Raw genomic sequence first — 25,233 nt, 5'->3', positions numbered from 1 at the left:
TTCTGGCGACTTCGTTACACCAACAAATGCTTCGCGTGAAAACGCAGATGATCCTCAACGAAGCTGGCGATAAAGAAGTAGCTGTGGTCATATCCCGGCTGAATGCGTAACTCCAGCGGGAAACCTTGTTCACGCGCCACCGCTTCCAGCCGTTCCGGACGCAGCTGATCGGCGAGGAACTGATCGCTATCACCTTGATCGATCAGAATCGGCAAACGCTGCTCGACTTGCTTCATCAACAGACAGCTATCCCATTCGCGCCACGTCTGACGATCCTCTCCCAAATAGGCGGCAAAGGCTTTCTGCCCCCACGGCACTTCAGTGGGATTGACGATGGGCGCAAATGCGGAAGCTGAAGCAAAACGTCCGCCAAGACGCAGCGCCAGCACCAGCGCGCCGTGTCCGCCCATCGAATGACCCATTACCGATTGACGATCGCTCAGCTTAAAGTTATCCGCTACCAGCTCCGGTAACTCTTCGCTGAGGTAGTCGAACATGCGGAAGTTCGCTGCCCACGGCTGCTGCGTCGCATTGAGGTAGAAACCTGCGCCCTGACCGAGATCGTAGCCGCTGTCGTTGGCCACATCGTCACCGCGCGGGCTGGTGTCAGGCATGATCAGCACCAACCCCAGCTCCGCCGCCACGCGCTGCGCACCGGCTTTGGTGGTGAAGTTCTCATCGCTGCAGGTTAATCCCGCGAGGAACCACACCACTGGCGGTGGCGCATCGCTCTGCGGCGGCGGCAGAAAAATGCTGAAGGTCATTGGGCAGTTCAGCACCTCCGACTGATGGCGCCAGCGCTGCTGCCAGCCACCAAAAATGCGATGCTCTTCTAATAGCTCCAAAGTGGATGCCATAACGTCTCCTGATTATTTGGTAAAGTGCACCACTGTTCGGATCGATTTCCCTTCATGCATCAAATCAAACGCGTCATTAATCTCTTCCAGCGGAAGATTGTGGGTGATGAAATCATTTAATGCGAACTTACCGTCGAGGTAATCCTGCACGATGCCCGGCAGCTGCGAACGGCCTTTGACACCACCAAAAGCAGAACCGCGCCAGACGCGTCCGGTTACCAACTGGAACGGACGCGTGGAGATTTCCTGTCCGGCACCTGCTACGCCGATGATGACGGATTCGCCCCAGCCTTTATGACAGCACTCCAGCGCCGAGCGCATCACGTTGACGTTACCGATACATTCGAAGGAGAAATCGACACCGCCATCGGTCAGTTCAACAATCACATCCTGAATCGGCTTGTCGTGATCTTTCGGGTTAATCAGATCGGTTGCACCCAGCTTGCGCGCCAGATCGAATTTGCTGGTGTTGAGATCGATACCGATGATGCGACCGGCCTTCGCCATTTTCGCGCCGATAATCGCGGATAAACCAATGCCGCCCAGGCCGAAGATCGCCACGGTATCGCCTTCTTTCACTTTCGCGGTGTTCATCACCGCACCCATGCCGGTGGTGACGCCGCAGCCCAGCAGGCACACTTCTTCCAGCGGCGCTTCTTTGCTGATCACCGCCAGCGAGATTTCCGGCACCACGGTGTATTCAGAGAAAGTTGAAGTGCCCATGTAGTGGAAAATCGGCTTGCCGTCTTTAAAGAAGCGGGTCGTGCCGTCAGGCATTAAACCTTTGCCCTGGGTGGCGCGAATCGCCTGACACAGGTTGGTTTTGCCGGAGAGACAGAACTTACATTTGCCGCACTCTGGCGTATAAAGCGGAATCACGTGGTCGCCTACCGCCACGCTGGTTACGCCTTCACCAATTGCTTCTACTACGCCGCCGCCTTCGTGACCAAGGATCGCCGGGAATACGCCTTCTGGATCTTGCCCAGACAAGGTATAAGCATCGGTGTGGCACACGCCGGTGGCCACGATACGTACCAGCACTTCACCTTTTTGCGGTGGCATCAGATCCACTTCTTCAATTTTCAGCGGTTCGCCAGCTGCCCAGGCAACGGCGGCGCGGGTTTTAATCATGTTCATGCAATCCCTCTTCCTGTAGATGCGGGGGTAAGTAGCCCCGATGGTCGTGATGTCGATAACAAAGAAACTCACTCAGCAACGTGCAGCGGATGCCGCAGTTCGTCGTTAACCGGGCGGTCGTCAAATAATTCAATAATCAAATACTTCAGCGCTTCCACGTTGGGGGTAAACGCATCGCGCCGCCACATTAGCCAGGTGGCGGTATCGCGGTAGGCGGGCGGCAACGCATGTTCCTGAACGCGCGCACGGGCAGGCATCTGCGCCAGCACCGAGGCGGGAATCATCGCCACGCCCGCGCCACCGGCCACGCAGGCGACCATCGCGTGATAGGACTGAATTTCCATCACGCTGCTCGGCGCGGTTTGGCTCTCGCGATACCAGGCTTCCAGCTTAGTGCGGTAAGAACAACTGTTACGAAAGGCAAACAGCGTATCGCCCTGGACATTGCGCGCGCTGTTTATCGGCGCATGCTCCGGGCTGGTAATCAGCACCATCTGCTCGTTAAAGGCGATACAGCCGTTGAGGTCATCGTGCGCCACCGGACCATCGACCAGCGCGGCCGCCAGCGTCCCTTCGCGCACTTTGTCGATGATTTCGCCAGAAGTATTAGTGATGAGCGAAAGCTCAACCGCCGGAAAGCGCTGGTGATAGGCCGCCAACAGCGCAGGCAGACGCGTCGCCGCCGTGCTTTCCATCGAGCCTAGCGCGAAATTACCGCCTGGCTCACCGGCGCGCGCCATATTCAGCGCCTCATCGCTGAGTGCCAGAATACGCTGCGCATAATTGAGAAAATTGTGGCCCATCGGCGACAGGCGAATGCGCTGCTTCTCACGAATAAACAAGTCCACGCCAATTTCTTCTTCAAGCTGACGCAGGCGCGTGGTGAGATTGGAAGGCACGCGATGGAGCTGCTCGGCTGCGCGGGCCAGTGAGCCAGACTCGGCGACGGAGCAGAACATGCGGAGTTGTACTAAATCCATATTCTCTTCTCGTAAACAACTTCGTTAGTATTATTCACTTTTCGTGAGTTTAAACGTCATGCATGCTAGTGACAAGTGATAAAAACATCCTGAGGTCGGTATGGCGTTTCGCGTCGCGCTCAGCGCGTTCTTAAGTTTAGTGGTTGCGATGGGGATTGGGCGATTTGCTTTTACTCCCCAGGTTCCATTGATGATTCATGATGGTCAGTTGACGCTTACCAGCGCCAGTTTGGTGGCGGCACTCAACTATCTGGGCTATCTGTTTGGATCTTTTGATGCCATGCGCGCGCGCAAACGCGTTGAGTGGCGTCTGCAGGCGGGCGTTTGGGGCGCAGTTATATTGACGCTGCTTTCAGCGTGCGTCAGCGGGCCATGGTTACACGGCGTGATTCGTTTCCTGATTGGCTGGGCCAGCGGTTGGGCAATGGTGTTGCTGGCCGCCTGGGCCAGCGAGCAGCTGCACTTGCATGGACGTTCGGGTTTATTGGCCGCGGTGTTTGCCGGTCCTGGCACCGGGATTTTTCTCAGCGGCATGCTGGCTGTGCTGCTGCATGCCAGCGGCGTCAGTGCGGCGTTTGCCTGGGCGGCGTATGGTGTGCTGGCGCTGTTGCTCATTGCTGCCATTGCGCGTTTCCTCCCGCGCACGGGGCAACTGCATCGGCCCGATCAAGCCGCCGATCCGCTGGTGCTGAATGGCGATCTCAAGCGATTAGTGTTGAGCTACAGTCTTGCCGGATTCGGCTACATTCTGCCCGCCACGTTTATGTCGCAAATGGCGGCAGCGCGTTTCCCCGATAGCGCATTCGCCCAGTTTGTCTGGCCGGTATTCGGCGGCGCTGCGGTGATCGGCATTGTGCTAGGGATCATCACGCGGCATTGGGGCAGCAGCCATCTCCGTCTCGCTATCGTGCTGTGGGCGCAGGCTCTGGGCGTGATTGCGGCGATTGTGATGCCCGGTCTGAACGGCCTGATGCTTGGTGCGCTGCTGATTGGTGGCGGCTTCCTGTGCGTAGTGCAGCTGGCATTGCAATATGGCCGCGAGCTGGCGCCGCAGCATACGCGTTATTTAGCCGGATTGTTGACCACCGGTTATGCGGTAGGGCAGTTGGGCGGTCCGCTGCTGTCGTGGATTTCCAGCGTGCTTTGGCATCGACTGGAACCCGCGCTGTGGGTCGCCGGCCTTAGCTTAATCCTTGCAGGTATACTGGTTTTACGCCGCCGTACAGCATGAAAAGCTTTCATCTTCTATCGAAACGATGAGTATAAACTTAGCAAACAATAACGGATTAACCTTTTGTTTTTTAAAATAAAATATATCGACAAGATATTAACTTTGGTTCATGGCGATTTATCATCCAATTTTAGGTAGACTTAACCATAAAATTTGGATGATTTTTAGGGACGAAAAATAATGAAGACCAATGAAGAAAAGCTTTTAAAATATGGATTTAACCAAAGTGATCTGCAAAAACTAAAGAATAATATAGCTAATTATGGGGGGTCGTTAGATTCCGTAACCCATGACCTGGCAAACCGCTTTAAAGCATCAAAGTGGATTACTATTGTTGCTTTAACCATCATGGTTTTAACGCTAATGCTGGCATCAAGTGATACCAGCATTACGCTTTTAGCCACACTAGTAATTGTATTACCTTTCATCTGGTATTTAACACCTGCAACACTGGCATACAAATCTTGGCGTTATCGAAAAAAGGTAGCTAGTTCAGAAGGTAATCAGTAAGACATTAGGTCAAAAATAACTTTTGCCGTAACACCATAACCCACAATTTTCATTGTGAGCTTTGGACGGCTCATAGCGCTGACTTTTCGGTAATAATCCGTGGGTAGATATCTAAATAGACGCCAGGTGCCCGGGCGTCTTAACAAGCCGAATACGCTATATGCATTTGCAGCAAGTGACACTGATTTGTATATTCCCAACCCACTATTGCGACTGAACCCCATAAATTCAGCTGTGGCCATTGCCGCATCAGCAATAAGTCCTTCAGAGGTTTTGTTACCCATTGCATAGCGTGCAATTTCTTTGCTTATGCTGTTCGCACCATCAGTAATAAGAACAGCACCGGCCAGAACACCTAATGGCGTCATAGAGCTGAGAAGTGTTAAACCAACGCCCATTTCAACACCGGACAAAACCACATTTACTGCAGAAATCACAAATCCGACAATTTTGCTGTTTTCACGTATAAACTCTACTTGTGCGTAAAGTTCCACGGCTTTCATGCGTAGCATGCGATCTTGTTCCTGAAGATTTTCAGTTTCGACCCTAAGATTTTCAATACATTGAACGCACTCTTCGTCGGATTTGGCATTACGTGCTGCAGCAAACTGCTCCTCCACAACACCTTGTATCTCTCTGACAAAATCCATCCGGGTCAAAGAGTCCTGAAGATGAGAGAAGGACACAGAATTGGCTGTATCGATCAGTTTTCTAGCTTCAAGATTTACCATTGTTTCAGCCCAGGCTTTACTTCTTCCACCTGAGCGCATCATTTCAAGCAACACAGCATCCATTTCTGTTCTCCTTGCTCATTAATTAATCATTGCTGCCGTTCTATTCTCAGCAGTAAGCCGTCGTTTCATCAATAAATATGTAAGTCTCGATATACTTGTTTTATGCGATGCTTTCAACAGATATGTACATTACTACTTAAGCGATGGCGCATAGTACTAAGCCAATTTTTTAATCTAATTCATTTGCATTCTAGACGTTCGCCTTCAGTAAATGGTATTTACAAAAAAACGTGTGGGGGAGCATTTCAAAATAAACAATGAATTATCAACTTACCGTTCTTTTTTACATGATTATTCCTCGACTTCCCCAGATTGATTGCTGGATTACAGGCGCGGAGTGTTTCACAATACGCGCTCAGAATTTCCCCCGTGGGCGAAGACCCGCGGGCGCATCACCTGCCGGAGAAGAGTAAGATGAGCACCTTAAGTCAGGAAGCCGCCCTGGTTCACGAAGCGCTGTTGGCGCGTGGTCTGGAAACGCCATTACGCGCGCCGATACGTGATATGGATGATGCCGCGCGCAAGCGTGAAATCGCCGGTCACATGACCCAAATTATGCAGCTGCTGAATCTGGATCTGGAAGATGACAGCCTGATGGAGACGCCCAACCGCATCGCCAAAATGTATGTGGATGAAATTTTTTCGGGTCTCGATTACGCCAACTTCCCGAAGATCACTGTCATCGAAAACAAGATGAAGGTTGATGAGATGGTGACCGTGCGTGATATCACGCTGACCAGCACCTGCGAGCATCATTTTGTGATCATCGACGGCAAAGCCACCGTGGCCTACATCCCGAAAGACAAAGTGATTGGCCTGTCGAAAATTAACCGCATTGTGCAGTTCTTCGCCCAGCGTCCGCAGGTGCAAGAGCGCCTGACGCAGCAAGTGTTGGTCGCCCTGCAAACGCTGCTCGGCACCAATAACGTTGCCGTGTCGATTGATGCCGTGCACTACTGCGTGAAAGCGCGTGGCGTGAAGGATGCGACCAGCGCGACAACCACTACCTCGCTGGGTGGCTTGTTCAAATCCAGCCAGAACACGCGTCAGGAATTCCTGCGCGCGGTTCGCCACAGCTAATCTTTGGGGCGGCGGTTTGTCGCCCGATTTCCTGTCTCCGTCAAGGCACTCGATGCAACGCTATCTCGCGCTGGATTTCATTCGTGGCTGCGCCATTCTCGGAATATTGCTGTTGAATATCGTCGGTTTTGCGCTGCCCGCGGCAGCCTATCTAAATCCGGCGTGGCAAGGGCAGGCTTCCACATCTGACGCCTGGACCTGGGCGGTCATGGATGGTCTGGCGCAGCTCAAGTTTCTTACGCTATTTGCTTTGCTGTTTGGCGCTGGGCTTTATTTGCAAGCGCCGCGCGGCAGCCGCTGGATGTCAGCGCGCCTGACGTTGCTGGTGTTCATCGGCTTTATTCACGCACTATTTTTCTGGGAAGGCGACATTCTGCTGGATTACGGCCTGATTGGGCTGATTATCTGGCGCATGCTGCGCGACGTGCCGTCTGACCGCGCTCTGCTACAAACTGGCGCGTTGCTTTATCTCGTTGGCTGCGGCGTTTTGCTGGTGTTTGGTGCCATTTCGAGCCCGAATCCCACGCGCTCCTGGCTGCCTGGCGCGGCCGATCTGGAATATGAAAGCTATTGGAAAATGCTTGGTGGTTGGGAAGCGGTGCAGAACCGGCTTGACCACTTGTCATCGGGGTTGATGGCGCTGGCCTCCCAATATGGCTGGCAGCTGGCGGGGCTAATGCTGATTGGCGCTGCCCTGATGCGTAGCGGCTGGCTTAGCGGGCAATTTAGCGTGCAGCACTATCGACGCTCTGCAGCATTACTGCTGACGATTGGCTGGCTGATTGCGATTCCAGGCATTGCAGCGCAGTGGATGATAGGCTGGGAGTTCCGCTGGACCGGCTTTTTTCTGCAAATACCGCGCGACCTCGCCAGCCCGTTCATCAGCCTTGGCTATGCCGCACTTTGCCTCGGCTTCTGGCCACAAATTGCTTCAACGCGCTTCAGCTATGCCATTCAATGCGTTGGCCGCATGGCATTGAGCAATTATCTGTTACAGACGCTCATTTGCACCACGCTCTTCTATCGTTTCAATCTCTTCCTCAAGTTTGATCGCCTGCATCTGCTGGCCTTTGTCCCGGCAATCTGGCTGATTAACATCTTGTTTTCTGTGCTATGGCTGCGATTTTTCCCACAGGGGCCGCTGGAGTGGCTGTGGCGTAAATTGACGCGTCTTGCCGCCGGAAAAACCACACCTTCTTCCTCCACCAGATAATGATATTCATCACAAAGGTTGCAGAATTGTATGTAACCGCTTTCATTGGTGTGACGTAATTCACGTAGTCGTTCCCTGTGCCCTGCCAGAATAGCGCCGTTACGCGCTTGTCGCGCATTTTCAGCCCCTGTGGAACAGCTGCATGATAACGATTCGTGATGTCGCTCGTCAGGCCGGTGTGTCAGTTGCCACCGTGTCACGTGTGCTCAATAACAGCAGTGCAGTCACCGCCGATACCCGAGAAGCCGTGTTGGCCGCGGTTGATGCACTCGACTATCGCCCTAACGCCAATGCGCAAGCCTTAGCAACGCAAGTCAGCGATACCATTGGTGTGGTGGTGATGGACGTCTCCGACCCCTTCTTCGGCGCATTAGTTAAAGCGGTGGATACCGTGGCGCAGCGCGTACATAAACACGTGCTCATCAGCAACTCATGGCACTTGGAAGAGAAAGAACGACACGCGATTGAGGTGCTGATACGTCAACGCTGCAATGCGTTAGTGGTGCATGCGAAAACGCTTTCAGACGCAGAGTTGATGCAATTTATGGATCACGTTCCTGGTATGGTACTGATTAATCGCACAATTCCTGGTTATGAGCATCGCTGTGTTTGCCTTGATAACGTTACAGGCGCACAGGTTGCCACGCGCATGCTGTTACAGCAGGGCCATCAACGCATTGGTTTTCTCAGCTCCAGTCACCCAATTGAAGATGTGACGCAGCGGCGTGATGGCTGGCTGCAAGCCCTGGCAGAACAGGGTATTCGCCCGCAGGAGGCGTGGATTGCGCATGCCGAGCCCGATATGCAAGGGGGGGAAGCGGCGATGGTGGAACTGCTTGGGCGCAATTTACATTTAACCGCCGTGTTTTCCTACAATGACGGCATGGCGGCGGGGGCATTGACGGCGCTTAAGGACAACGGCATCCAGGTTCCACAGCATTTTTCAGTCATTGGTTTTGATGATATTCCCATCTCAAGATACACCGATCCGCAATTAACTACCGTCCGCTATCCTATTGTTTCCATGGCTAAACTTGCTACAGAACTGGCGCTGAAGGGAGCTGCAGGCGAGCTGGATCAACATGCCACACACTGCTTTATGCCGACGCTAGTGCGTCGTCATTCGGTGGCGCAGCGGCAAATTGTGGAGTCGGTCACTAATTCAGGCGATAGCCCTGTGTAACCGTTTCCAATCTGTGATTGTATTCACAGTTAATTAACATGCCGCTCACTATGATGGCAGCGTCTTACCGGACTGAAACATCATGTAACGCTGGGTAATCCTTCTCTCAGCAGGTTTCAGTAGCCGATTGAAATAGTTCACAACACTCTTCAGGAAGCGTTTACGTACAGGGAAGTCAGGATTGCGATGGTGGCCCGGCTTTGCGTTACGCGTCCGCCCCATGGATTCAAATTAAAACCGACGGCGCTGTCTGCCCGCAGGCATTACGGCGCAATGAAATGCCCTACATAAAAACCGGAGATACCATGAATAAGAAGGTTTTCACGCTCACAGCACTGGTTGCCAGCATGATGTTTGGTGCAACTGCGCACGCCGCCGATACTCGCATTGGCGTGACCATTTACAAATACGACGATAACTTCATGTCGATGGTGCGTAAGGACATTGAGAAAGAAGCCAAAACCGTCGGCGGCGTCCAGCTGCTGATGAATGACTCGCAGAACGACCAATCCAAGCAAAATGACCAGATCGACGTGTTGATGGCGAAAGGTGTGAAAGCGCTGGCGATCAACCTGGTGGATCCGGCTGCTGCGGCAGTGGTGATTGATAAAGCACGCGGCAATGACGTGCCGGTGGTGTTCTTCAACAAAGAACCAAACGCCAAAGTGCTGGCCAGCTATCCGAAGGCCTATTACGTTGGTACCGATTCTAAAGAGTCAGGCATTATCCAGGGTCAGCTGATTGAGAAGCACTGGAAGGCGACGCCAGCCTGGGATCTGAACAAAGATGGTCAAATTCAGTTCGCGCTGCTGAAAGGCGAGCCGGGCCACCCGGACGCTGAAGCGCGTACTAAATACGTGATTGATACCCTGAACAAAGACGGCCTGAAAACGCAGCAGCTGATGATGGATACAGCGATGTGGGATACCGCGCAGGCAAAAGACAAAGTGGATGCCTGGCTGTCTGGCCCGAACGCCGACAAAATTGAAGTGATCATCGCCAACAACGATGCGATGGCGATGGGTGCGGTTGAAGCGCTGAAAGCACACAACAAAACCAATATTCCGGTGTTTGGCGTGGATGCACTGCCAGAAGCGCTGGCGCTGGTGAAATCTGGTGCGCTGGCGGGTACCGTGTTGAATGATGCGGAAAACCAGGCAAAAGCCACATTGGATATTGCCAATAACCTGGCCAATGGCAAAGAAGCCACCGCAGGCACTAACTTCAAGATGGAAAATAAAATCGTACGTGTTCCTTACGTACCAGTAGATAAAGAAAATCTGTCGCAGTTTGTGAAGTAATTCATCCTGGGCGCGGCACTTCGCCGCGCCTTATTGCATCTGACCAACGCTTTATTTAGCCAGGTAAATTATGGCCAGTGAGAATCCGACCACACAGCGTGAATATCTGCTGGAGATGACGAATGTCTCGAAATCATTTCCAGGGGTTAAAGCCTTAGATAATGTGAATTTAAAAGTGCGGCCGCACTCCGTTCATGCATTAATGGGAGAAAACGGTGCCGGGAAATCTACATTATTAAAATGTCTGTTTGGGATTTATAAAAAGGATACGGGGAGCATCCTGTTTCAGGGTGAGGAAATTGATTGCAAAAGCTCCAAAGAGGCGCTGGAAAATGGCGTGTCGATGGTGCATCAGGAATTAAACCTGGTTTTGCAACGCAACGTGATGGATAACATGTGGCTTGGTCGTTATCCGCGTAAAGGTGTGTTTGTCGATCAGGATAAAATGTATCGCGATACCAAAGCGATCTTTGATGAATTAGATATTGATATCGATCCGCGCGATAAAGTCGCCACCTTGTCTGTTTCGCAAATGCAGATGATTGAGATCGCCAAAGCTTTCTCGTATAACGCCAAAATCGTTATTATGGATGAGCCGACCTCGTCGCTGACCGAAAAAGAAGTAAACCATCTGTTCACCATCATCCGTAAGCTAAAAGACCGTGGCTGCGGCATCGTGTATATCTCACACAAGATGGAAGAGATCTTCCAGCTGTGCGATGAGATCACCATTTTACGTGATGGACAGTGGATTGCTACCCAGCCGCTGGAAGGGTTGGATATGGACAAAATCATCTCAATGATGGTTGGCCGTTCATTGAACCAGCGTTTCCCAGACAAATCGAACGTACCGGGTGAAGTCATTCTAGAGGTGCGCCACTTAACCTCGTTGCGTCAGCCTTCCATTCGCGACATCTCATTTGATCTGCATAAAGGGGAGATTCTCGGCATTGCAGGTTTGGTGGGGGCGAAGCGAACTGACATCGTCGAAACCCTGTTTGGTATTCGCGAAAAGTCGGGTGGCACCATTAAGCTGCACGGGAAAAGTATTAATAACCACAGCGCCAATGAAGCCATTAATCACGGTTTTGCGCTGGTGACGGAAGAGCGTCGTTCCACCGGTATTTATGCTTATCTGGATATTGGCTTTAACTCGCTTATCTCCAATATTAAAAAGTATAAATCCAGCATGGGATTGCTCGATAATAAACGCATGAAGAGTGATACCCAATGGGTAATTGATTCAATGCGCGTGAAAACGCCGGGTCATCATACGCAAATTGGCTCGCTTTCCGGTGGTAACCAACAAAAAGTAATTATTGGTCGCTGGTTATTAACGCAGCCGGAAATATTGATGCTTGATGAGCCAACGCGTGGCATTGACGTGGGTGCAAAATTCGAAATTTACCAACTGATTGCTGAGTTGGCGAAGAAAGAGAAGGGCATCATTATTATCTCTTCTGAAATGCCAGAACTGTTGGGTATTACCGATCGTATTTTAGTGATGAGTAATGGCCAGGTAGCGGGCATTGTTGATACCAAAACGACCTCGCAGAATGAAATCCTGCGTTTAGCGTCATTACACCTTTAATGAAGCAAGGGCTTTAACATGAAAGCGACTACTAAAAAGAATGCGCTAACCTGGTTAAAAGAGGGTGGCATTTATGTTGTCCTGTTTGTACTGCTGGCAATTATTATTTTCCAGGATCCCACTTTTTTAAGTTTAATGAACCTGAGTAATATCCTGACCCAATCCTCTGTGCGTATCATTATCGCGCTGGGTGTTGCCGGCTTGATTGTTACGCAAGGTACCGATCTTTCGGCAGGACGTCAGGTGGGCTTAGCGGCGGTGGTTGCTGCCACATTGCTGCAGGCCATGGATAACGCCAACAAAGTGTTCCCGCATCTGGATACCGTGCCAATCCCGTTAGTTATTCTGACTGTTTGCATCATCGGCGGTGTAATTGGTTTGGTGAACGGTGTGATTATTGCTTACCTCAAGGTAACGCCATTTATCACCACCTTGGGCACCATGATCATCGTTTACGGTATCAACTCACTCTATTACGACTTTGTGGGTGCCTCGCCGATTGCCGGTTTCGATCCGGGCTTCTCCAAATTTGCCCAGGGCTTCCTGCGTTTCGGTGATTTTAAACTGTCATTTATCACCTTCTACGCCGTCATTGCCATCGTCTTTGTTTGGGTGCTGTGGAATAAAACCCGCTTCGGTCGCAACATCTTTGCCATCGGCGGTAACCCGGAAGCCGCAAAAGTGTCAGGCGTAAACGTTCCATTCAACCTGATTCTGATTTATGCCTTGTCGGGTGTGTTCTACGCGTTCGGTGGGATGCTGGAAGCGGGCCGTATCGGCAGCGCCACCAACAACCTCGGTTTTATGTATGAGCTGGATGCGATTGCGGCGTGTGTCGTCGGCGGCGTGTCGTTTGCCGGGGGTGTGGGTTCAGTGGCGGGTGTGGTAACCGGTGTAATCATCTTTACCGTCATCAACTACGGTTTGACCTACATCGGCGTGAACCCTTACTGGCAGTACATTATTAAGGGCGGCATCATCATCTTCGCCGTGGCGCTGGATTCGTTGAAATACGCGCGTAAGAAGTAACAAACGTCATCAAAAAAGGGTCACCTTCAGGCGACCCTTTTTTATTTCTGTAACTTCTCTTCCAGCTCTAACAGCTGCTCTGGCGTGACCGCCGGATAACTCTGCGCGTCCTCAGGGACTTCATGCACCGCCGGAATTGGCACTAACGGCCCAAGGAAGCGCGGTTCACGTTTCATCAAATATAAGTCCGCCAGCGCGCCTAAACGCGCCCCCACTTCACGGAAACGCACCGACAACATATTCTTCGGCGATGGTACCGCATAACACTGCGCCTGAATGCCTAAATGCAGCGCAATATACAACGCACGCTCACAGTGAAAACGCTGGGTAATAATGATGAAATCGTTGGTATCGAACACTTTGCGCGTGCGCACAATCGAATCCAGCGTGCGAAAACCGGCATAATCCAGCACGATATCTGCCGGCGCTACGCCGGCTTTGATCAAATCACGACGCATGGTCATTGGCTCGTTATAGCTTTGCTGCGCATTATCACCGCTCAGCAGCAGATAATTTACCTTGCCGCTATTGTAGGCGTTCAATGCCCCCTGAATACGGTAGAGGTAATACTGATTGATAACGCCGGTGCGGTAATACTTAGCCGTGCCCAAGACCACGCCGACCTGACGATGCGGCAGCGAGGTGACATCTTCATAAATAAAGGGGGCGGTTTTCCAGCTGATCCAGCGATCCAGGCCGAGCGCGGTCGCCACCACCAATAAGATGATGAAAAACAGACCAAACAATACGCGTTTAATCATGCGCGCGGGCACTCGGTTGGCAGAATTCAGAATGGCTAAAGGCTACTTGAGGCGGACGGGGGAAGCAAGTAAACGCCATTTGGCCGGCGTTTTTTTAAACACGATCGGACCTGCAAAGTCCGATCGTGCTGCGACTTAAATCGAGGTACGGCGATAGTGACGATACTGCGGCAGCCAGAAGTTGTTGCTCACGGCTTTCGACAAGACATCTTCTGAAGTGACAACCGCCACACCAGCCAGCTGCGCCGCTTTACCTACTTCGATGGCAATCAGCTTCGAAACGCCCTGAATATCTTTGATTTCCGGCAGAACCGGTCCTTCACCATCATTCGCCAGCGGTGAACAGTCAGCCAAAGCGCGGCTGGCGGTCATCAGCATCGAATCCGTCACGCGGCTGGCGCCAGAAGCGATTACGCCCAAACCAATTCCAGGGAAGATATAGGAGTTATTGCACTGGGCGATTGGATAGGTTTTCCCTTTCCATGTCACCGGCGAGAATGGGCTGCCGGTGGCAACCAGCGCTGCACCGTCGGTCCAGGCGATGATGTCGGCTGGCGTTGCTTCCACGCGTGACGTCGGGTTCGACAACGGCATAACGATCGGCCGCTTCGTGTGTTTGTGCATCTCGCGGATAATCTCTTCGGTGAACAGGCCAGGCTGGCCAGACACGCCGATCAGAATATCTGGTTTGGCATTGCGCACCACGTCCAGCAGAGAAATTGAGTCGCTGCTGGTGTCCCACTCTTTCAAGCTGTCGCTCTTCTGCACCAGCTTGCTCTGGAAATTAAGCAGATTAGGCAGCTTGTCGGTCAGCAGACCAAAACGGTCCACCATCATCACCCGGCTGCGGGCTTCATCATCACTCAAGCCTTCAGATTTCATCTGCGCGATAATCTGCTCGGCGATACCACAACCGGCAGAACCGGCACCCAGGAATACCACTTTCTGCTCACACAGGCGGCTGCCCGCAGCGCGGCTGGCAGCGATTAGGGTGCCAACAGTAACGGCGGCGGTGCCCTGAATGTCGTCGTTAAAGCAGCAGATCTCATCACGATAGCGTTCCAGCAGCGGCATGGCGTTTTTCTGTGCGAAGTCTTCAAACTGCAACAGCACATTTGGCCAGCGGCGATTAACCGCCTGAATGAATTCGTTAACGAATTCTTCGTATTCTTCACCGGTGATACGCGGATGACGCCAGCCCATGTAGAGCGGATCGTTCAGCAGCTGCTGGTTATTGGTACCTACGTCCAGCACAACCGGCAAGGTATAAGCCGGGCTGATGCCACCGCACGCGGTATACAGCGACAGCTTACCGATTGGGATACCCATGCCGCCAATGCCCAGATCGCCGAGGCCAAGAATACGCTCGCCATCGGTCACCACAATCACCTTCACATTCTGCTTGGTGGCGTTTTGCAGCATGTCTTCAATGCGATCGCGGTTGTTATAAGAGATGAATACACCACGTGCGCGGCGGTAGATTTCTGAGAAGTGCTCACAGGCGGCGCCGACGGTTGGGGTGTAGATAATCGGCATCATCTCTTCCAGATGATTATCGAGCAGTCGGTAGAAGAGGGTTTCGTTGGTGTCCTGGATGTTGCGCAGGTAAACATGCTTGTCGTTATTGTTTTTGAAATCCAGGAACTGGCGCCAGGCTCGTTCTGCCTGCTCTTCAATGGATTCCACTGCCTCAGGCAGCAGACCGTTTAGGTTAAATTCGTTACGTTCTTCAAGGCTGAAGGCGCTGCCTTTGTTCAACAGCGGAAATTCCAGCAGGATCGGACCCGCGTAAGGAATATACAGCGGACGTTTACTTTCGTAGTCGAGTTCCATGCAGTGCTTGCTCCGGTTGCAGTGTTTTCTGACGTATCGCCGAGAAAAGGTAACGCCAGTCCATCTGGATGTGAAGAGGGTCTGGCGCCCGATCCTATGAAAATTCCTGCAGATGTACAGCTTTTGTTAACAGAAGGTCACAAAAGCGGTAAAAGGATCACTAAACTGATGTTTTCGAAACTAAAGTAAGTGAGAAATCTTCACATCCCAGGGCTGCCAGCGTCGCGCGTGTGGCATCCGACTGACTTAGCGTGCTGCCCTGAGATTCGGCCAGCACGGCCTGCTGAATAGTATCGAGCGCTTCATTGCTCATGTTCATTAAAATCAACGCGGCCTGTAACGGTGGCAAGCTTGGGTTAAAAGCGGCATTTTCCGCATAGCGGCCCGTAAAGGTTTTACCACTCTGGCTGCGAAGTGCTACGCCGCTGTAGCTCTGGCTGTAAGGTGCGTGACTGTGATTTGCGGCCTCAATGGCTGCTTGTTGCAATGCATCACCCTTTACGGCAAAACCATGATTGACCGGCGTTAACAAACGTTCGGTGATGTTCAAATCAGCGGGGCCAAACGCATCCGGCAGATAATCACCGAGCGTGCTCACGGCGCGTCCCGGCAAGCTAATGCGAATTGCGGTGCCGCTATTAAGCTCATTCATGAACTGGCGGCAATGGCCGCACGGCGTGTAGTTGACGGTAATTGCCGCTAATTTCTCTTCACCGCGTAGCCAGGCATGGGTAATCGCACTTTGCTCGGCATGTACCGTCTGCTGCAGCGGCGCGTGCAGGAACTCCATATTGGCCCCGAAATACCAATGGCCGCTAACGCCGCGAGAAATGGCGCCGACGTTGAAATTCGAAACGGTAGCCACAGCGCAACTTGCTGCCAGCGGCAACAGTGCCAGCGCCAGCGCATCATCATCCAGACCGGTAAGCTGTTTCAATTGCGCGATATCCTGAGGACGCAATACGCCATGGAAATCAGCCGCATCCAGCAGCGGCTGGATCGCCGTTTGTAGCGCTGCGGGCAGGGCAGAAAAAGCAGTAGAGAATCGTGGATGCATGATGTGATGACCTCAGTTTCGCGTTAGCGGCAATGCGCCGCCTGACGTTTTATATGTGATCCAAGTCGCTCTGACAATGCAAGCTGATTGGGTTGTTTCAACTTTGCGAGATCTCTCGCAAGTTTTAGCCAAACCAATGCATTAACAGGGGAAAAAGAAAGGGTGCCAGTAATGACGTAATGATGCCGCAGATCACCAGCGCTAAAGAGCTGAATGCGCCTTCCTGATAATCGATCTCTGCAGCACGCGCCGTACCTAACGCATGCGAAGCGTTACCAATCGCCAAACCTCGCGAAGATTTGCTCTTCACCTTAAACAGATTCAGCAACATATGACCAAATACCGCGCCCAGCACCCCGGCGATCAGCACGCAGATCGCACTAATCGCGGGAATACCGTGTAATGAAGCAGACACAGCCATCGCAATCGGCGTGGTAACCGATTTTGGCATGATAGTGGCGGCGATTTCTGGCGTCGCGCCCATCCACAGGGCAATGGCAGTGCCTGACACCATCGCTGTAATGCTGCCAATGAAACACACGCTGATAATGGTTTTCCAGCGTGCGCGAATTTGATGCATCTGCTCGTACAGCGGCAGGGCCAGCGCGACCACGGCGGGTTGCAGTAGCTGATTCAGCAGGCTGCTGCCAGCAAAATAGCGGGCATAGGGCATGTGGGTGATCAATAGGAGCGGAATGACAATCGCCATCGCGACCAGCAAGGGATTGACGATGGAAATATTGATTTTCGCCGCCAGCTTGCGCGCCAGCAGATAGGCGATCACGGTCAGCGGTAGCGACCACCAGGCATCAGTCATGGTTTTTCTCCTGCGGACGCTGCATTCGTTCTGCGCTCAGGCCGACAATCAGCAAAACCAGGAAAGTGCTGACCATGCACGACACCACAATCGGCCCAAACTGGGCGGTGAGAATGTCGGTATAACCCATTACGCCTACGCTAATGGGAACAAACAGCAGTGCCATGTAGCGAATCAGCAAATGACAGCCGGGTTTGACCCAGTCAACCGGCAGAATTTGCAGTGCCAGCAGTAGGAACAGCAGCAGCATGCCGATAATGCTACCGGGAATAGTGATTGGGAGCAGGGCAGATATCCCCATTCCGGCGTAAAGCGCCGCATAAATAATGATGAAGGCGCGCAGATAGCGCCAGCAGGCAGATAGCACGGAGGGCATGTCAGGCTCCTGTTTTCATGGCGCTTCATCATACGCATTAAGCGCTTAGCGTGCTAGCGATCACATTGGAATGTAGATTCCAGCTTTTTCATCGCGTTCTTTTCCTCTTCTGTGCAGGGTGTAGGGTGGACAAAAAATTCAGGGAGAGGGGAATGATGAAGGCTGTTACACGTCAGCGTGAACTGCGCAAAGCAATGCCAGAATCGGAGCATCAATTGTGGCATTTTTTACGTAACCGGAATTTGTGCGGAGTGAAGTTTCGGCGCCAGCATCCGATTGGACGCTATATTGTCGATTTCGCCTGTATTGAAAGGCTGTTAATCGTGGAGCTTGATGGCGGGCAACATAATGAAGATGCGGCAAAAATTTATGATGAACAACGAACGGCATTTTTACAGCGCAGTGGCTGGCGAGTGATTCGATTCTGGAATAATCAGGTTTTCGAGGAGTTTGATGCGGTGATGGATGAGATATATCGACAGCTGACGCCGCGGCCTGCGCCCTCACCCTAGCCCTCTCCCGCAAGCGGGTGAGGGAACCGTTTTAAGCGAATATTTAATTTAATGCTCCAACCTAACCATTCCCTCTCCCGCAAGCGGGTGAGGGAACCGTTTTAAGCGAATATTTGATTCAATGCTCCAACCTAACCATTCCCTCTCCCGCAAGCGGGCGAGGGAACCGTTTTAAGCGAATATTTGATTCAATGCTCCAACCTAACTATTCCCTCTCCCGCAAGCGGGCGAGGGAACCGTTTTAAGTGAATATTTAATCAATGCTCCAACCTAACTATTCCCTCTCCCGCGCGCGGGAGAGGGCTAGGGTGAGGGAAAACAAAATATCCTACTTAACCGGCATTCCCGGTACTGCGCCGCTATCGACCGACAGCACGAACAGGTCTTTTCCGCCCGGACCGGCTGACAGCACCATGCCTTCCGAAATACCGAAGCGCATTTTACGCGGCGCGAGGTTGGCGATGATGATGGTCATTTTGCCAACCAGCACGGAAGGATCCGGATACGCCGCGCGAATACCAGAGAAGATCTGACGCTTCTCGCCGCCCACATCCAGCTCCAGACGCAGCAGCTTGTCAGAACCGTCTACCAGCTCGGCTTTCTCAATCAGCGCCACGCGCATATCGACCTTGGCGAAATCATCAATGGTGATGGTGTCACCAATTGGCGCATCGGCCAGCGGCCCGGTTGCTGCAGGCTTATTTGCCGCCGCCGCGTCCTCTTTTGAGGCTTCAACCAGCGCCTCAACTTTGCTCATCTCGATACGGCCATACAGCGCTTTGAACGGTGCTACGTCGTGATCGAGCAGCGGTTGCGCAATCGCATCCCAGCTCAGTTCGCTCTGCAGGAAGGCTTCAGTACGCTCACTCAATGATGGCAGCACCGGCTTCAGCCAGGTCATCAGCACGCGGAACAGGTTGATGCCCATTGAGCAGATGGCTTGCAGATCGGCATCACGGCCCTCTTGTTTCGCCACCACCCATGGCGCCTGCTCATCGACATAGCGGTTAGCCAGATCGGCCAGCGCCATGATTTCACGAATCGCACGGTTAAATTCGCGGCTGGCCCAGGCTTCGCCAATCCTTTCAGAGGCATCAACAAAGGTCTGATACAGCGCCGGATCGGCCAGCTCGCTCGCCAGTTTGCCGCCAAAGCGTTTGGTCAGGAAGCCCGCGTTACGCGATGCCAGGTTAACCACTTTATTCACCACATCCGCATTCACGCGCTGCACGAAATCTTCCAGATTCAGGTCGATATCGTCGATGCGTGAGGAGAGCTTGGCCGCGTAGTAATAACGCAGGCTGTCGGCATCCAGATGCTGCAGCCAGGTGCTGGCTTTAATAAAGGTGCCGCGCGATTTCGACATCTTCGCGCCGTTTACCGTTACATAACCATGCACGAACAGGTTGGTTGGCTTGCGGAAGTGGCTGCCTTCCAGCATTGCCGGCCAGAACAGGCTGTGGAAATAGACGATATCTTTACCGATAAAGTGATACAGCTCGGTGGCCGAATCTTTCTTCCAGAACTCGTCGAAATCGATATTGCCGCGCTTATCGCACAGGTTTTTAAATGAACCCATGTAGCCGATTGGCGCATCCAGCCAAACGTAGAAGTATTTACCCGGCGCGCCTGGAATTTCGAAGCCAAAGTAAGGCGCATCGCGAGAGATATCCCACTGCTGTAACCCCGATTCGAACCACTCCTGCATTTTATTCGCCACCTGCTCCTGCAGCGCGCCTGAACGCGTCCACGCCTGCAGCATGGCGCTGAAGGACGGCAGATCGAAGAAGAAGTGTTCGGAATCACGCAGCACCGGCGTAGCGCCAGAAACCACCGATTTCGGGTCGATCAGCTCGGTTGGGCTGTAGGTCGCGCTGCACACTTCGCAGTTGTCGCCATATTGATCCGGTGATTTACATTTCGGGCAGGTGCCCTTGACGAAACGGTCCGGCAGGAACATGCCTTTCTCAGGATCGTACAGCTGCGAAATGGTACGGTTCTTAATAAAACCATTCTCTTTCAGACGACCATAAATCAGCTCGGACAGCTGACGGTTCTCATCGCTGTGCGTCGAGTGATAGTTGTCGTAGCCGATGTTGAAGCCGGCGAAATCGGTCTCGTGCTCTTGCTTCATTTCGGCAATCATCTGCTCTGGTGCCACACCCAACTGCTGCGCTTTCAGCATGATTGGCGTGCCATGTGCGTCGTCAGCACAGATGAAGTGAACCTGGTTGCCACGCATTCGCTGGTAACGGACCCAAATGTCAGCCTGAATGTGTTCAAGCATGTGACCGAGATGGATTGAACCGTTTGCGTACGGCAGCGCGCACGTTACCAGAATTTTTTTAGCGACTTGAGTCATGTTTGCGTAGCGTTCCGTTGAAGAAAAATCGGGTTTAGATGTTAACCGAAGCACTCTCTGGCGTAAACACGACAGGACATCCGCGTCACTTTTAGCGCCTATCTGATATTATTGAACAGACACCGCCGCAATCTGGCGAGATGAAAAAACAAGGAGTAGGGATGACTTCACAATCCCAGCAACATCATTCACCTGAAGCGCTGCGGGCCCTGGTCAGCGGCGTGCTGAGTGACTTTGAACATCCGACGCTGCAACACAACCTCACCACGCTGAAAGCTTTGCGCCACGTGGCGCTGCTGGATGACAAGCTGCATATCGAGCTGGTGATGCCGTTTGCGTGGGCCAGCGCCTTTGAAGTTTTGAAAGCGCAAACCAGTGCAGAATTGCTGCGCTTAACCGATGCCAGCGCCATCGACTGGCGGCTGCGCCACGATATTGCCACGCTGAAGCGCGTGAAAAACCATCCAGGTGCGACCGGTGTGAAAAATATCATCGCGGTGAGCTCTGGCAAAGGTGGCGTAGGCAAATCCAGCACCGCAGTGAACATGGCGCTGGCGTTGATTGCGGAAGGCGCGCGCGTGGGGATTCTTGATGCGGATATTTACGGCCCGTCGATTCCTAACATGCTCGGCACCGAAAATCAGCGTCCCACTTCACCGGATGGCACGCACATGGCGCCGATTATGGCGCACGGCCTGGCAACCAACTCCATCGGCTATCTGGTAACCGACGATAACGCCATGGTGTGGCGCGGCCCGATGGCCAGCAAAGCCTTGATGCAGCTGCTGAACGAAACCATGTGGCCGGATCTCGACTATTTGATTCTCGATATGCCGCCAGGCACCGGCGATATTCAGCTCACGCTGGCGCAGAACGTGCCGGTGACCGGCGCGTTAGTGGTGACGACGCCGCAGGACATCGCGTTAATCGATGCACGCAAAGGCATGGTGATGTTTGAGAAAGTGAGCGTACCGGTATTGGGCGTGGTCGAGAACATGAGCATGCACATTTGTAGCCAATGTGGCCACCACGAACCGATTTTCGGCACCGGCGGCGCGCAGAAGCTGGTGGAGGATTACCACACCCGCCTGCTGGCACAGCTGCCGCTGCACATTACGCTGCGTGAAGATCTGGATGATGGTGAACCAACCGTGGTGCGCCGTCCTGACAGTGATTTTACCGCGCTGTATCGCCAGCTGGCAGGACGCGTCGCGGCACAGCTCTATTGGCAAGGTGAAATCATCCCGGGCGATATTGCTTTCCGCGCGGTTTAACGCCGTCCACTTTCGCTGGCGCGAGCCGCCAGCGGAAAATGCATCAGCACATATTTTCCCTGCTCACTTTCGCCAACCGCTTCACGCCGCCAGCCGTGTTTCAGATAAAAATCCATCGCCGCCTGATTCTTTTGCAAGCATTTCAATGCGCCGGTGGAGGTGAAACGTTCTTGAACCTTTTCCAGCAGCGCGCTGCCAACGCCTTGCCCTTGCGCATCCGGATCGACATACAGGCTATGCAGGAAGTTGTCGTTATCCAGCACCGCCGCAAACCCCACGCGATGCCCGTCCAGCTCGGCTACCAGCACGGTTTCACCCAAAATCACCGCATCAAAATCTTCTAATTGCCAATCATCGCCAGCCAGCCACGTCCAGTTATGGCGACGCGCGGCCAGATACAGCGTGCGCAGAAAAGGGCGATCGGCTTCGTCAAAAAAACGTATATGCACTCAACAACTCCATTCTCGTGATTTGCAGGTGCGCATAAATGCGCACCCTACGAAATCCTCACGGGTCAAATGTAGGGGCGCCATTCATGGCGACCAGTTAATGATTAAGCCATCAGTCAAAAGTAGCAGTTTCACGCCGAAAAGATAAAGCCTGTCAGAACAACGGCTTTTTTGTGTAGAATGCCCGCGCGAGCCGCATGAAATCTGGCGTCGGCGCTTTGATAGCTTTTGGTTATCTGATTGATAACGTCTGCATATTAGAAGTTGGCCCGAAAATTCTGTAACTTGCATCACATCTTTTAACGGAGGTCACCATGTCCATCATTAATACCAAGATCAAACCATTTAAAAACGCAGCGTTCAAAAACGGCGAATTCATCGAAGTCACCGAGAAAGACGTTGAAGGTAAATGGAGTGTTTTCTTCTTCTACCCGGCTGACTTCACCTTCGTATGCCCAACCGAACTGGGTGACGTTGCAGACCATCATGAAGAGTTCCAGAAACTGGGCGTAGATATCTACTCTGTTTCTACCGACACGCACTTTACCCACAAAGCCTGGCACGGTTCTTCTGACACCATCGCAAAAATCAAATACGCGATGATCGGTGACCCAACTGGCGCGCTGACCCGTAACTTCGAAATCATGCGTGAAGACGAAGGCCTGGCAGACCGTGGTACCTTCATCGTTGACCCGGAAGGCATCATTCAGGCGATCGAAATCACCGCAGAAGGCATTGGCCGTGACGCATCAGACCTGATCCGCAAAGTGAAAGCAGCACAGTACGTGGCTTCTCACCCAGGCGAAGTTTGCCCGGCAAAATGGAAAGAAGGCGAAGCAACGCTGGCTCCATCACTGGACCTGGTTGGCAAAATCTAAGCCAACATCACGCCATTCGATCTTTCTCTATCGGGTGCTACGGCACCCGATTTTCATGACAGGAACTCACTATGCTCGACACCAATTTAAAAACCCAGCTCAAGGCTTACCTTGAGAAACTAACGAAACCGGTTGAGTTGATTGCCACATTGGATGATGGCGCTAAATCGGCAGAGATCCGTACTCTGCTGGTCGATATCGCGAGCTTGTCAGATAAAGTCAGCTTCCGTGAAGAGAACGATCGTCCGGTGCGTAAACCCTCTTTCCTGATTACTAACCCAGGCAGCCAGAGCGGTCCGCGCTTTGCCGGTTCGCCAATGGGCCATGAATTCACTTCACTGGTTTTAGCCCTGCTGCAAACCGGTGGACACCCTTCGAAAGAAGCGCAGAGCCTGCTGGATCAAGTGGTAGCGCTGGAAGGTGACTTCCATTTCGAAACCTATTATTCACTGTCGTGCCACAACTGTCCTGACGTGGTACAGGCGCTGAACCTGATGGCGGTACTGAATCCGCGCATCAGCCATACCGCGATTGATGGCGGTATGTTCCAGAACGAAATCACCGAACGCAACGTGATGGGCGTGCCAGCGGTATTTCTGAATGGCAAAGAGTTCGGTCAGGGCCGTCTGAGCCTGGCGGAAATCGTCGGTAAAGTGGACACCAACGCCGATAAACGCGCGGCGGAAGAGCTGAACAAACGTGATGCCTATGAAGTGCTGATCGTCGGCAGCGGCCCAGCGGGCGCAGCAGCGGCCATCTACTCGGCACGTAAAGGTATTCGTACTGGCCTGATGGGCGAACGCTTTGGTGGCCAGGTGCTCGACACCGTCGACATTGAAAACTACATCTCCGTGCCGAAAACCGAAGGCGCCAAGCTGGCTGGTTCATTGCGCGCTCACGTTGATGATTACGACGTGGATGTGATTGATACCCAGAGCGCCATTAAGCTGATTCCTGCGGCGAAAGAGGGCGGTCTGCACGCGATTGAAACCGCATCCGGCGCGGTACTGAAATCTCGCAGCATTATCATTGCCACCGGGGCGCGCTGGCGCAACATGGGCGTACCGGGCGAAGAGCAGTATCGCACCAAGGGCGTCACCTATTGCCCGCACTGCGACGGTCCGCTGTTCAAAGGTAAACGCACGGCGGTGATCGGCGGCGGTAACTCAGGAGTTGAAGCGGCGATCGATCTGGCCGGCATTGTTGAGCACGTCACGCTGCTGGAATTTGCCAGCGAAATGCGCGCCGATAAAGTGCTGCAGGACAAACTGCGCAGCCTGAAAAACGTCGACGTAATTCTGAATGCGCAGACCACGGAAGTGAAAGGTGACGGTAGTAAGGTTACCAGCCTGACCTACATCGATCGTAATAACCAAACCAGCCATGAAATCGCGCTGAGCGGTATCTTCGTGCAAATTGGCCTGCTGCCAAACACCACCTGGCTGGAAGGTGCGGTTGAGCGCACTAAAATGGGCGAAATCATTATTGATGCCAAGTGCGAAACCAGCCTGAAAGGCGTATTCGCCGCCGGCGACTGCACCACGGTGCCATATAAGCAGATCATCATCGCCAGCGGTGAAGGTGCGAAAGCCTCACTCAGCGCCTTTGATTATCTGATTCGTACTAAACCGGCTGAATAATTTTTGCGATAGCCACGCAATAGCCCCGTAACCTGTGTTGCGGGGCTTTTTTTTATCTTTATACGTCCTTAGCCTAACCAGCGTTTTGCTTCGGCATCGCTGATATCGCGGTAATAGACTTTATGCAGTCGTTCACCGCAGCTTTTGCATTGTGCTTCTACATGAGTAGAAAAATAGTGGCGACCCGCTGGCGAAATTGCGCCTTTACGGGATATTTGGACGTTGCGCCATCGATGTGCATGCGGAATAAAGCTGAAGAATTTTAATTTCATTATCGCTACCGGATTGGGGTGGGCGGTGTCTGTCTTTAAATCCGGGATGCCATTAGGCCGATTTTCACGCGAGATGGGCTTGATATTTATCAAGCG

Annotated in this window: 24 protein-coding genes; 12 read left to right on the top strand and 12 right to left on the bottom strand. The window is 52.7% G+C overall.

The genetic code is table 11. The features are described from left to right. Positions 1–14: 14 nt before the first annotated feature. From fghA to ACIP6T_RS08980, 3 genes are all read right to left on the bottom strand, one after another. Entirely contained in the window at positions 15–857 is an 843-nt protein-coding gene (gene fghA / locus ACIP6T_RS08990) for an S-formylglutathione hydrolase (protein WP_400456493.1), read from the bottom strand. Between the two features lie 12 nt (positions 858–869). Then, complete coding sequence (locus tag ACIP6T_RS08985) at positions 870–1,994, bottom strand: S-(hydroxymethyl)glutathione dehydrogenase/class III alcohol dehydrogenase (RefSeq protein ID WP_097096653.1); 1,125 nt, start codon at positions 1,992–1,994, stop codon at positions 870–872. Between the two features lie 68 nt (positions 1,995–2,062). After that, entirely contained in the window at positions 2,063–2,974 is a 912-nt protein-coding gene (locus tag ACIP6T_RS08980; protein ID WP_400456490.1) for a LysR family transcriptional regulator, read from the bottom strand. A 100-nt stretch (positions 2,975–3,074) separates the two neighbouring features. Between ACIP6T_RS08980 and ACIP6T_RS08975 the strand changes: the two genes are divergently transcribed. Further along, entirely contained in the window at positions 3,075–4,205 is a 1,131-nt protein-coding gene (locus ACIP6T_RS08975) for a YbfB/YjiJ family MFS transporter (protein ID WP_400456488.1), read from the top strand. 180 nt (positions 4,206–4,385) lie between these two features. Continuing rightward, positions 4,386–4,715, top strand: coding sequence for a hypothetical protein (locus tag ACIP6T_RS08970; RefSeq protein WP_400456486.1), 330 nt, complete (start codon positions 4,386–4,388; stop codon positions 4,713–4,715). Here ACIP6T_RS08970 and ACIP6T_RS08965 read toward each other — a convergent pair. Continuing rightward, complete coding sequence (locus ACIP6T_RS08965) at positions 4,709–5,509, bottom strand: DUF4225 domain-containing protein (protein ID WP_400456484.1); 801 nt, start codon at positions 5,507–5,509, stop codon at positions 4,709–4,711. The two genes, ACIP6T_RS08970 and ACIP6T_RS08965, sit on opposite strands and share 7 nt — an antisense overlap. A 414-nt stretch (positions 5,510–5,923) precedes the next feature. Between ACIP6T_RS08965 and folE the strand changes: the two genes are divergently transcribed. The 6 genes from folE (at position 5,924) to mglC (ending at position 12,906) form a co-directional block, all read left to right on the top strand. Then, the gene (gene folE / locus ACIP6T_RS08960) at positions 5,924–6,589 is read left to right on the top strand and encodes a GTP cyclohydrolase I FolE (protein WP_097096656.1); all 666 of its coding nucleotides are present in this window, start codon (positions 5,924–5,926) and stop codon (positions 6,587–6,589) included. A gap of 52 nt (positions 6,590–6,641) precedes the next feature. Beyond that, positions 6,642–7,802, top strand: a complete 1,161-nt coding sequence (gene yeiB, locus ACIP6T_RS08955) for a DUF418 domain-containing protein YeiB (RefSeq protein WP_400456482.1) — start codon at positions 6,642–6,644, stop codon at positions 7,800–7,802. Positions 7,803–7,944: 142 nt separating this feature from the next. Further along, positions 7,945–8,985 (top strand): HTH-type transcriptional regulator GalS, encoded by a 1,041-nt coding sequence (gene galS / locus ACIP6T_RS08950; protein WP_097096658.1) that lies wholly within the window; start codon positions 7,945–7,947, stop codon positions 8,983–8,985. Positions 8,986–9,290: 305 nt separating this feature from the next. Continuing rightward, positions 9,291–10,286, top strand: coding sequence for a galactose/glucose ABC transporter substrate-binding protein MglB (gene mglB, locus ACIP6T_RS08945; protein ID WP_400456479.1), 996 nt, complete (start codon positions 9,291–9,293; stop codon positions 10,284–10,286). 70 nt (positions 10,287–10,356) lie between these two features. Continuing rightward, the gene (gene mglA / locus ACIP6T_RS08940; RefSeq protein WP_400456477.1) at positions 10,357–11,877 is read left to right on the top strand and encodes a galactose/methyl galactoside ABC transporter ATP-binding protein MglA; all 1,521 of its coding nucleotides are present in this window, start codon (positions 10,357–10,359) and stop codon (positions 11,875–11,877) included. Between the two features lie 18 nt (positions 11,878–11,895). Then, the gene (mglC, locus tag ACIP6T_RS08935) at positions 11,896–12,906 is read left to right on the top strand and encodes a galactose/methyl galactoside ABC transporter permease MglC (RefSeq protein ID WP_097096661.1); all 1,011 of its coding nucleotides are present in this window, start codon (positions 11,896–11,898) and stop codon (positions 12,904–12,906) included. 41 nt (positions 12,907–12,947) lie between these two features. On the opposite strand, the gene sanA is transcribed toward mglC, so the two are convergent. The 5 genes from sanA to ACIP6T_RS08910 form a co-directional block, all read right to left on the bottom strand. Then, complete coding sequence (gene sanA, locus ACIP6T_RS08930) at positions 12,948–13,667, bottom strand: outer membrane permeability protein SanA (RefSeq protein ID WP_097097677.1); 720 nt, start codon at positions 13,665–13,667, stop codon at positions 12,948–12,950. A 135-nt stretch (positions 13,668–13,802) separates the two neighbouring features. Continuing rightward, on the bottom strand, positions 13,803–15,500 hold the full coding sequence (locus ACIP6T_RS08925) for an NAD-dependent malic enzyme (RefSeq protein ID WP_345828979.1): 1,698 nt from the start codon (positions 15,498–15,500) through the stop codon (positions 13,803–13,805). Between the two features lie 160 nt (positions 15,501–15,660). Next, positions 15,661–16,557: a cytidine deaminase gene (gene cdd, locus ACIP6T_RS08920; protein ID WP_400456474.1), complete on the bottom strand. Its 897-nt coding sequence runs from the start codon at positions 16,555–16,557 to the stop codon at positions 15,661–15,663. Between the two features lie 124 nt (positions 16,558–16,681). Next, on the bottom strand, positions 16,682–17,374 hold the full coding sequence (locus ACIP6T_RS08915; protein ID WP_097096664.1) for a CidB/LrgB family autolysis modulator: 693 nt from the start codon (positions 17,372–17,374) through the stop codon (positions 16,682–16,684). Beyond that, the gene (locus ACIP6T_RS08910; protein WP_097096665.1) at positions 17,367–17,750 is read right to left on the bottom strand and encodes a CidA/LrgA family protein; all 384 of its coding nucleotides are present in this window, start codon (positions 17,748–17,750) and stop codon (positions 17,367–17,369) included. Before ACIP6T_RS08910 ends, ACIP6T_RS08915 begins: the two co-directional genes overlap by 8 nt. Positions 17,751–17,902: 152 nt before the next feature. Between ACIP6T_RS08910 and ACIP6T_RS08905 the strand changes: the two genes are divergently transcribed. Continuing rightward, positions 17,903–18,262, top strand: a complete 360-nt coding sequence (locus tag ACIP6T_RS08905) for an endonuclease domain-containing protein (protein WP_400456471.1) — start codon at positions 17,903–17,905, stop codon at positions 18,260–18,262. Positions 18,263–18,590: 328 nt separating this feature from the next. On the opposite strand, the gene metG is transcribed toward ACIP6T_RS08905, so the two are convergent. After that, a complete protein-coding gene (metG, locus tag ACIP6T_RS08900; protein ID WP_400456469.1) occupies positions 18,591–20,624 on the bottom strand; it encodes a methionine--tRNA ligase in 2,034 nt (677 codons plus the stop codon). 161 nt (positions 20,625–20,785) lie between these two features. Between metG and apbC the strand changes: the two genes are divergently transcribed. Continuing rightward, positions 20,786–21,898, top strand: a complete 1,113-nt coding sequence (gene apbC, locus ACIP6T_RS08895) for an iron-sulfur cluster carrier protein ApbC (protein ID WP_097096667.1) — start codon at positions 20,786–20,788, stop codon at positions 21,896–21,898. On the opposite strand, the gene ACIP6T_RS08890 is transcribed toward apbC, so the two are convergent. Beyond that, positions 21,895–22,347, bottom strand: coding sequence for a GNAT family N-acetyltransferase (locus ACIP6T_RS08890; RefSeq protein ID WP_345828991.1), 453 nt, complete (start codon positions 22,345–22,347; stop codon positions 21,895–21,897). The two genes, apbC and ACIP6T_RS08890, sit on opposite strands and share 4 nt — an antisense overlap. 314 nt (positions 22,348–22,661) lie before the next feature. Between ACIP6T_RS08890 and ahpC the strand changes: the two genes are divergently transcribed. Both ahpC and ahpF read left to right on the top strand, forming a co-directional pair. Beyond that, positions 22,662–23,225 carry an alkyl hydroperoxide reductase subunit C gene (gene ahpC, locus ACIP6T_RS08885; protein ID WP_007889514.1) on the top strand — a complete coding sequence of 188 codons (564 nt, stop codon included), beginning with the start codon at positions 22,662–22,664 and terminating at the stop codon, positions 23,223–23,225. Between the two features lie 71 nt (positions 23,226–23,296). Beyond that, complete coding sequence (gene ahpF, locus ACIP6T_RS08880; RefSeq protein WP_345828993.1) at positions 23,297–24,865, top strand: alkyl hydroperoxide reductase subunit F; 1,569 nt, start codon at positions 23,297–23,299, stop codon at positions 24,863–24,865. A 68-nt stretch (positions 24,866–24,933) separates the two neighbouring features. Here ahpF and ACIP6T_RS08875 read toward each other — a convergent pair whose 3' ends face one another. Then, entirely contained in the window at positions 24,934–25,137 is a 204-nt protein-coding gene (locus tag ACIP6T_RS08875; RefSeq protein ID WP_097096670.1) for a hypothetical protein, read from the bottom strand. Positions 25,138–25,233 lie beyond the last annotated feature (96 nt).

Origin of the sequence: Pantoea sp. NPDC088449, assembly GCF_044753225.1 — a bacterium.
Lineage (GTDB): Bacteria > Pseudomonadota > Gammaproteobacteria > Enterobacterales > Enterobacteriaceae > Pantoea > Pantoea floridensis.
This window is presented reverse-complemented; position numbering and strand designations above follow the sequence as displayed.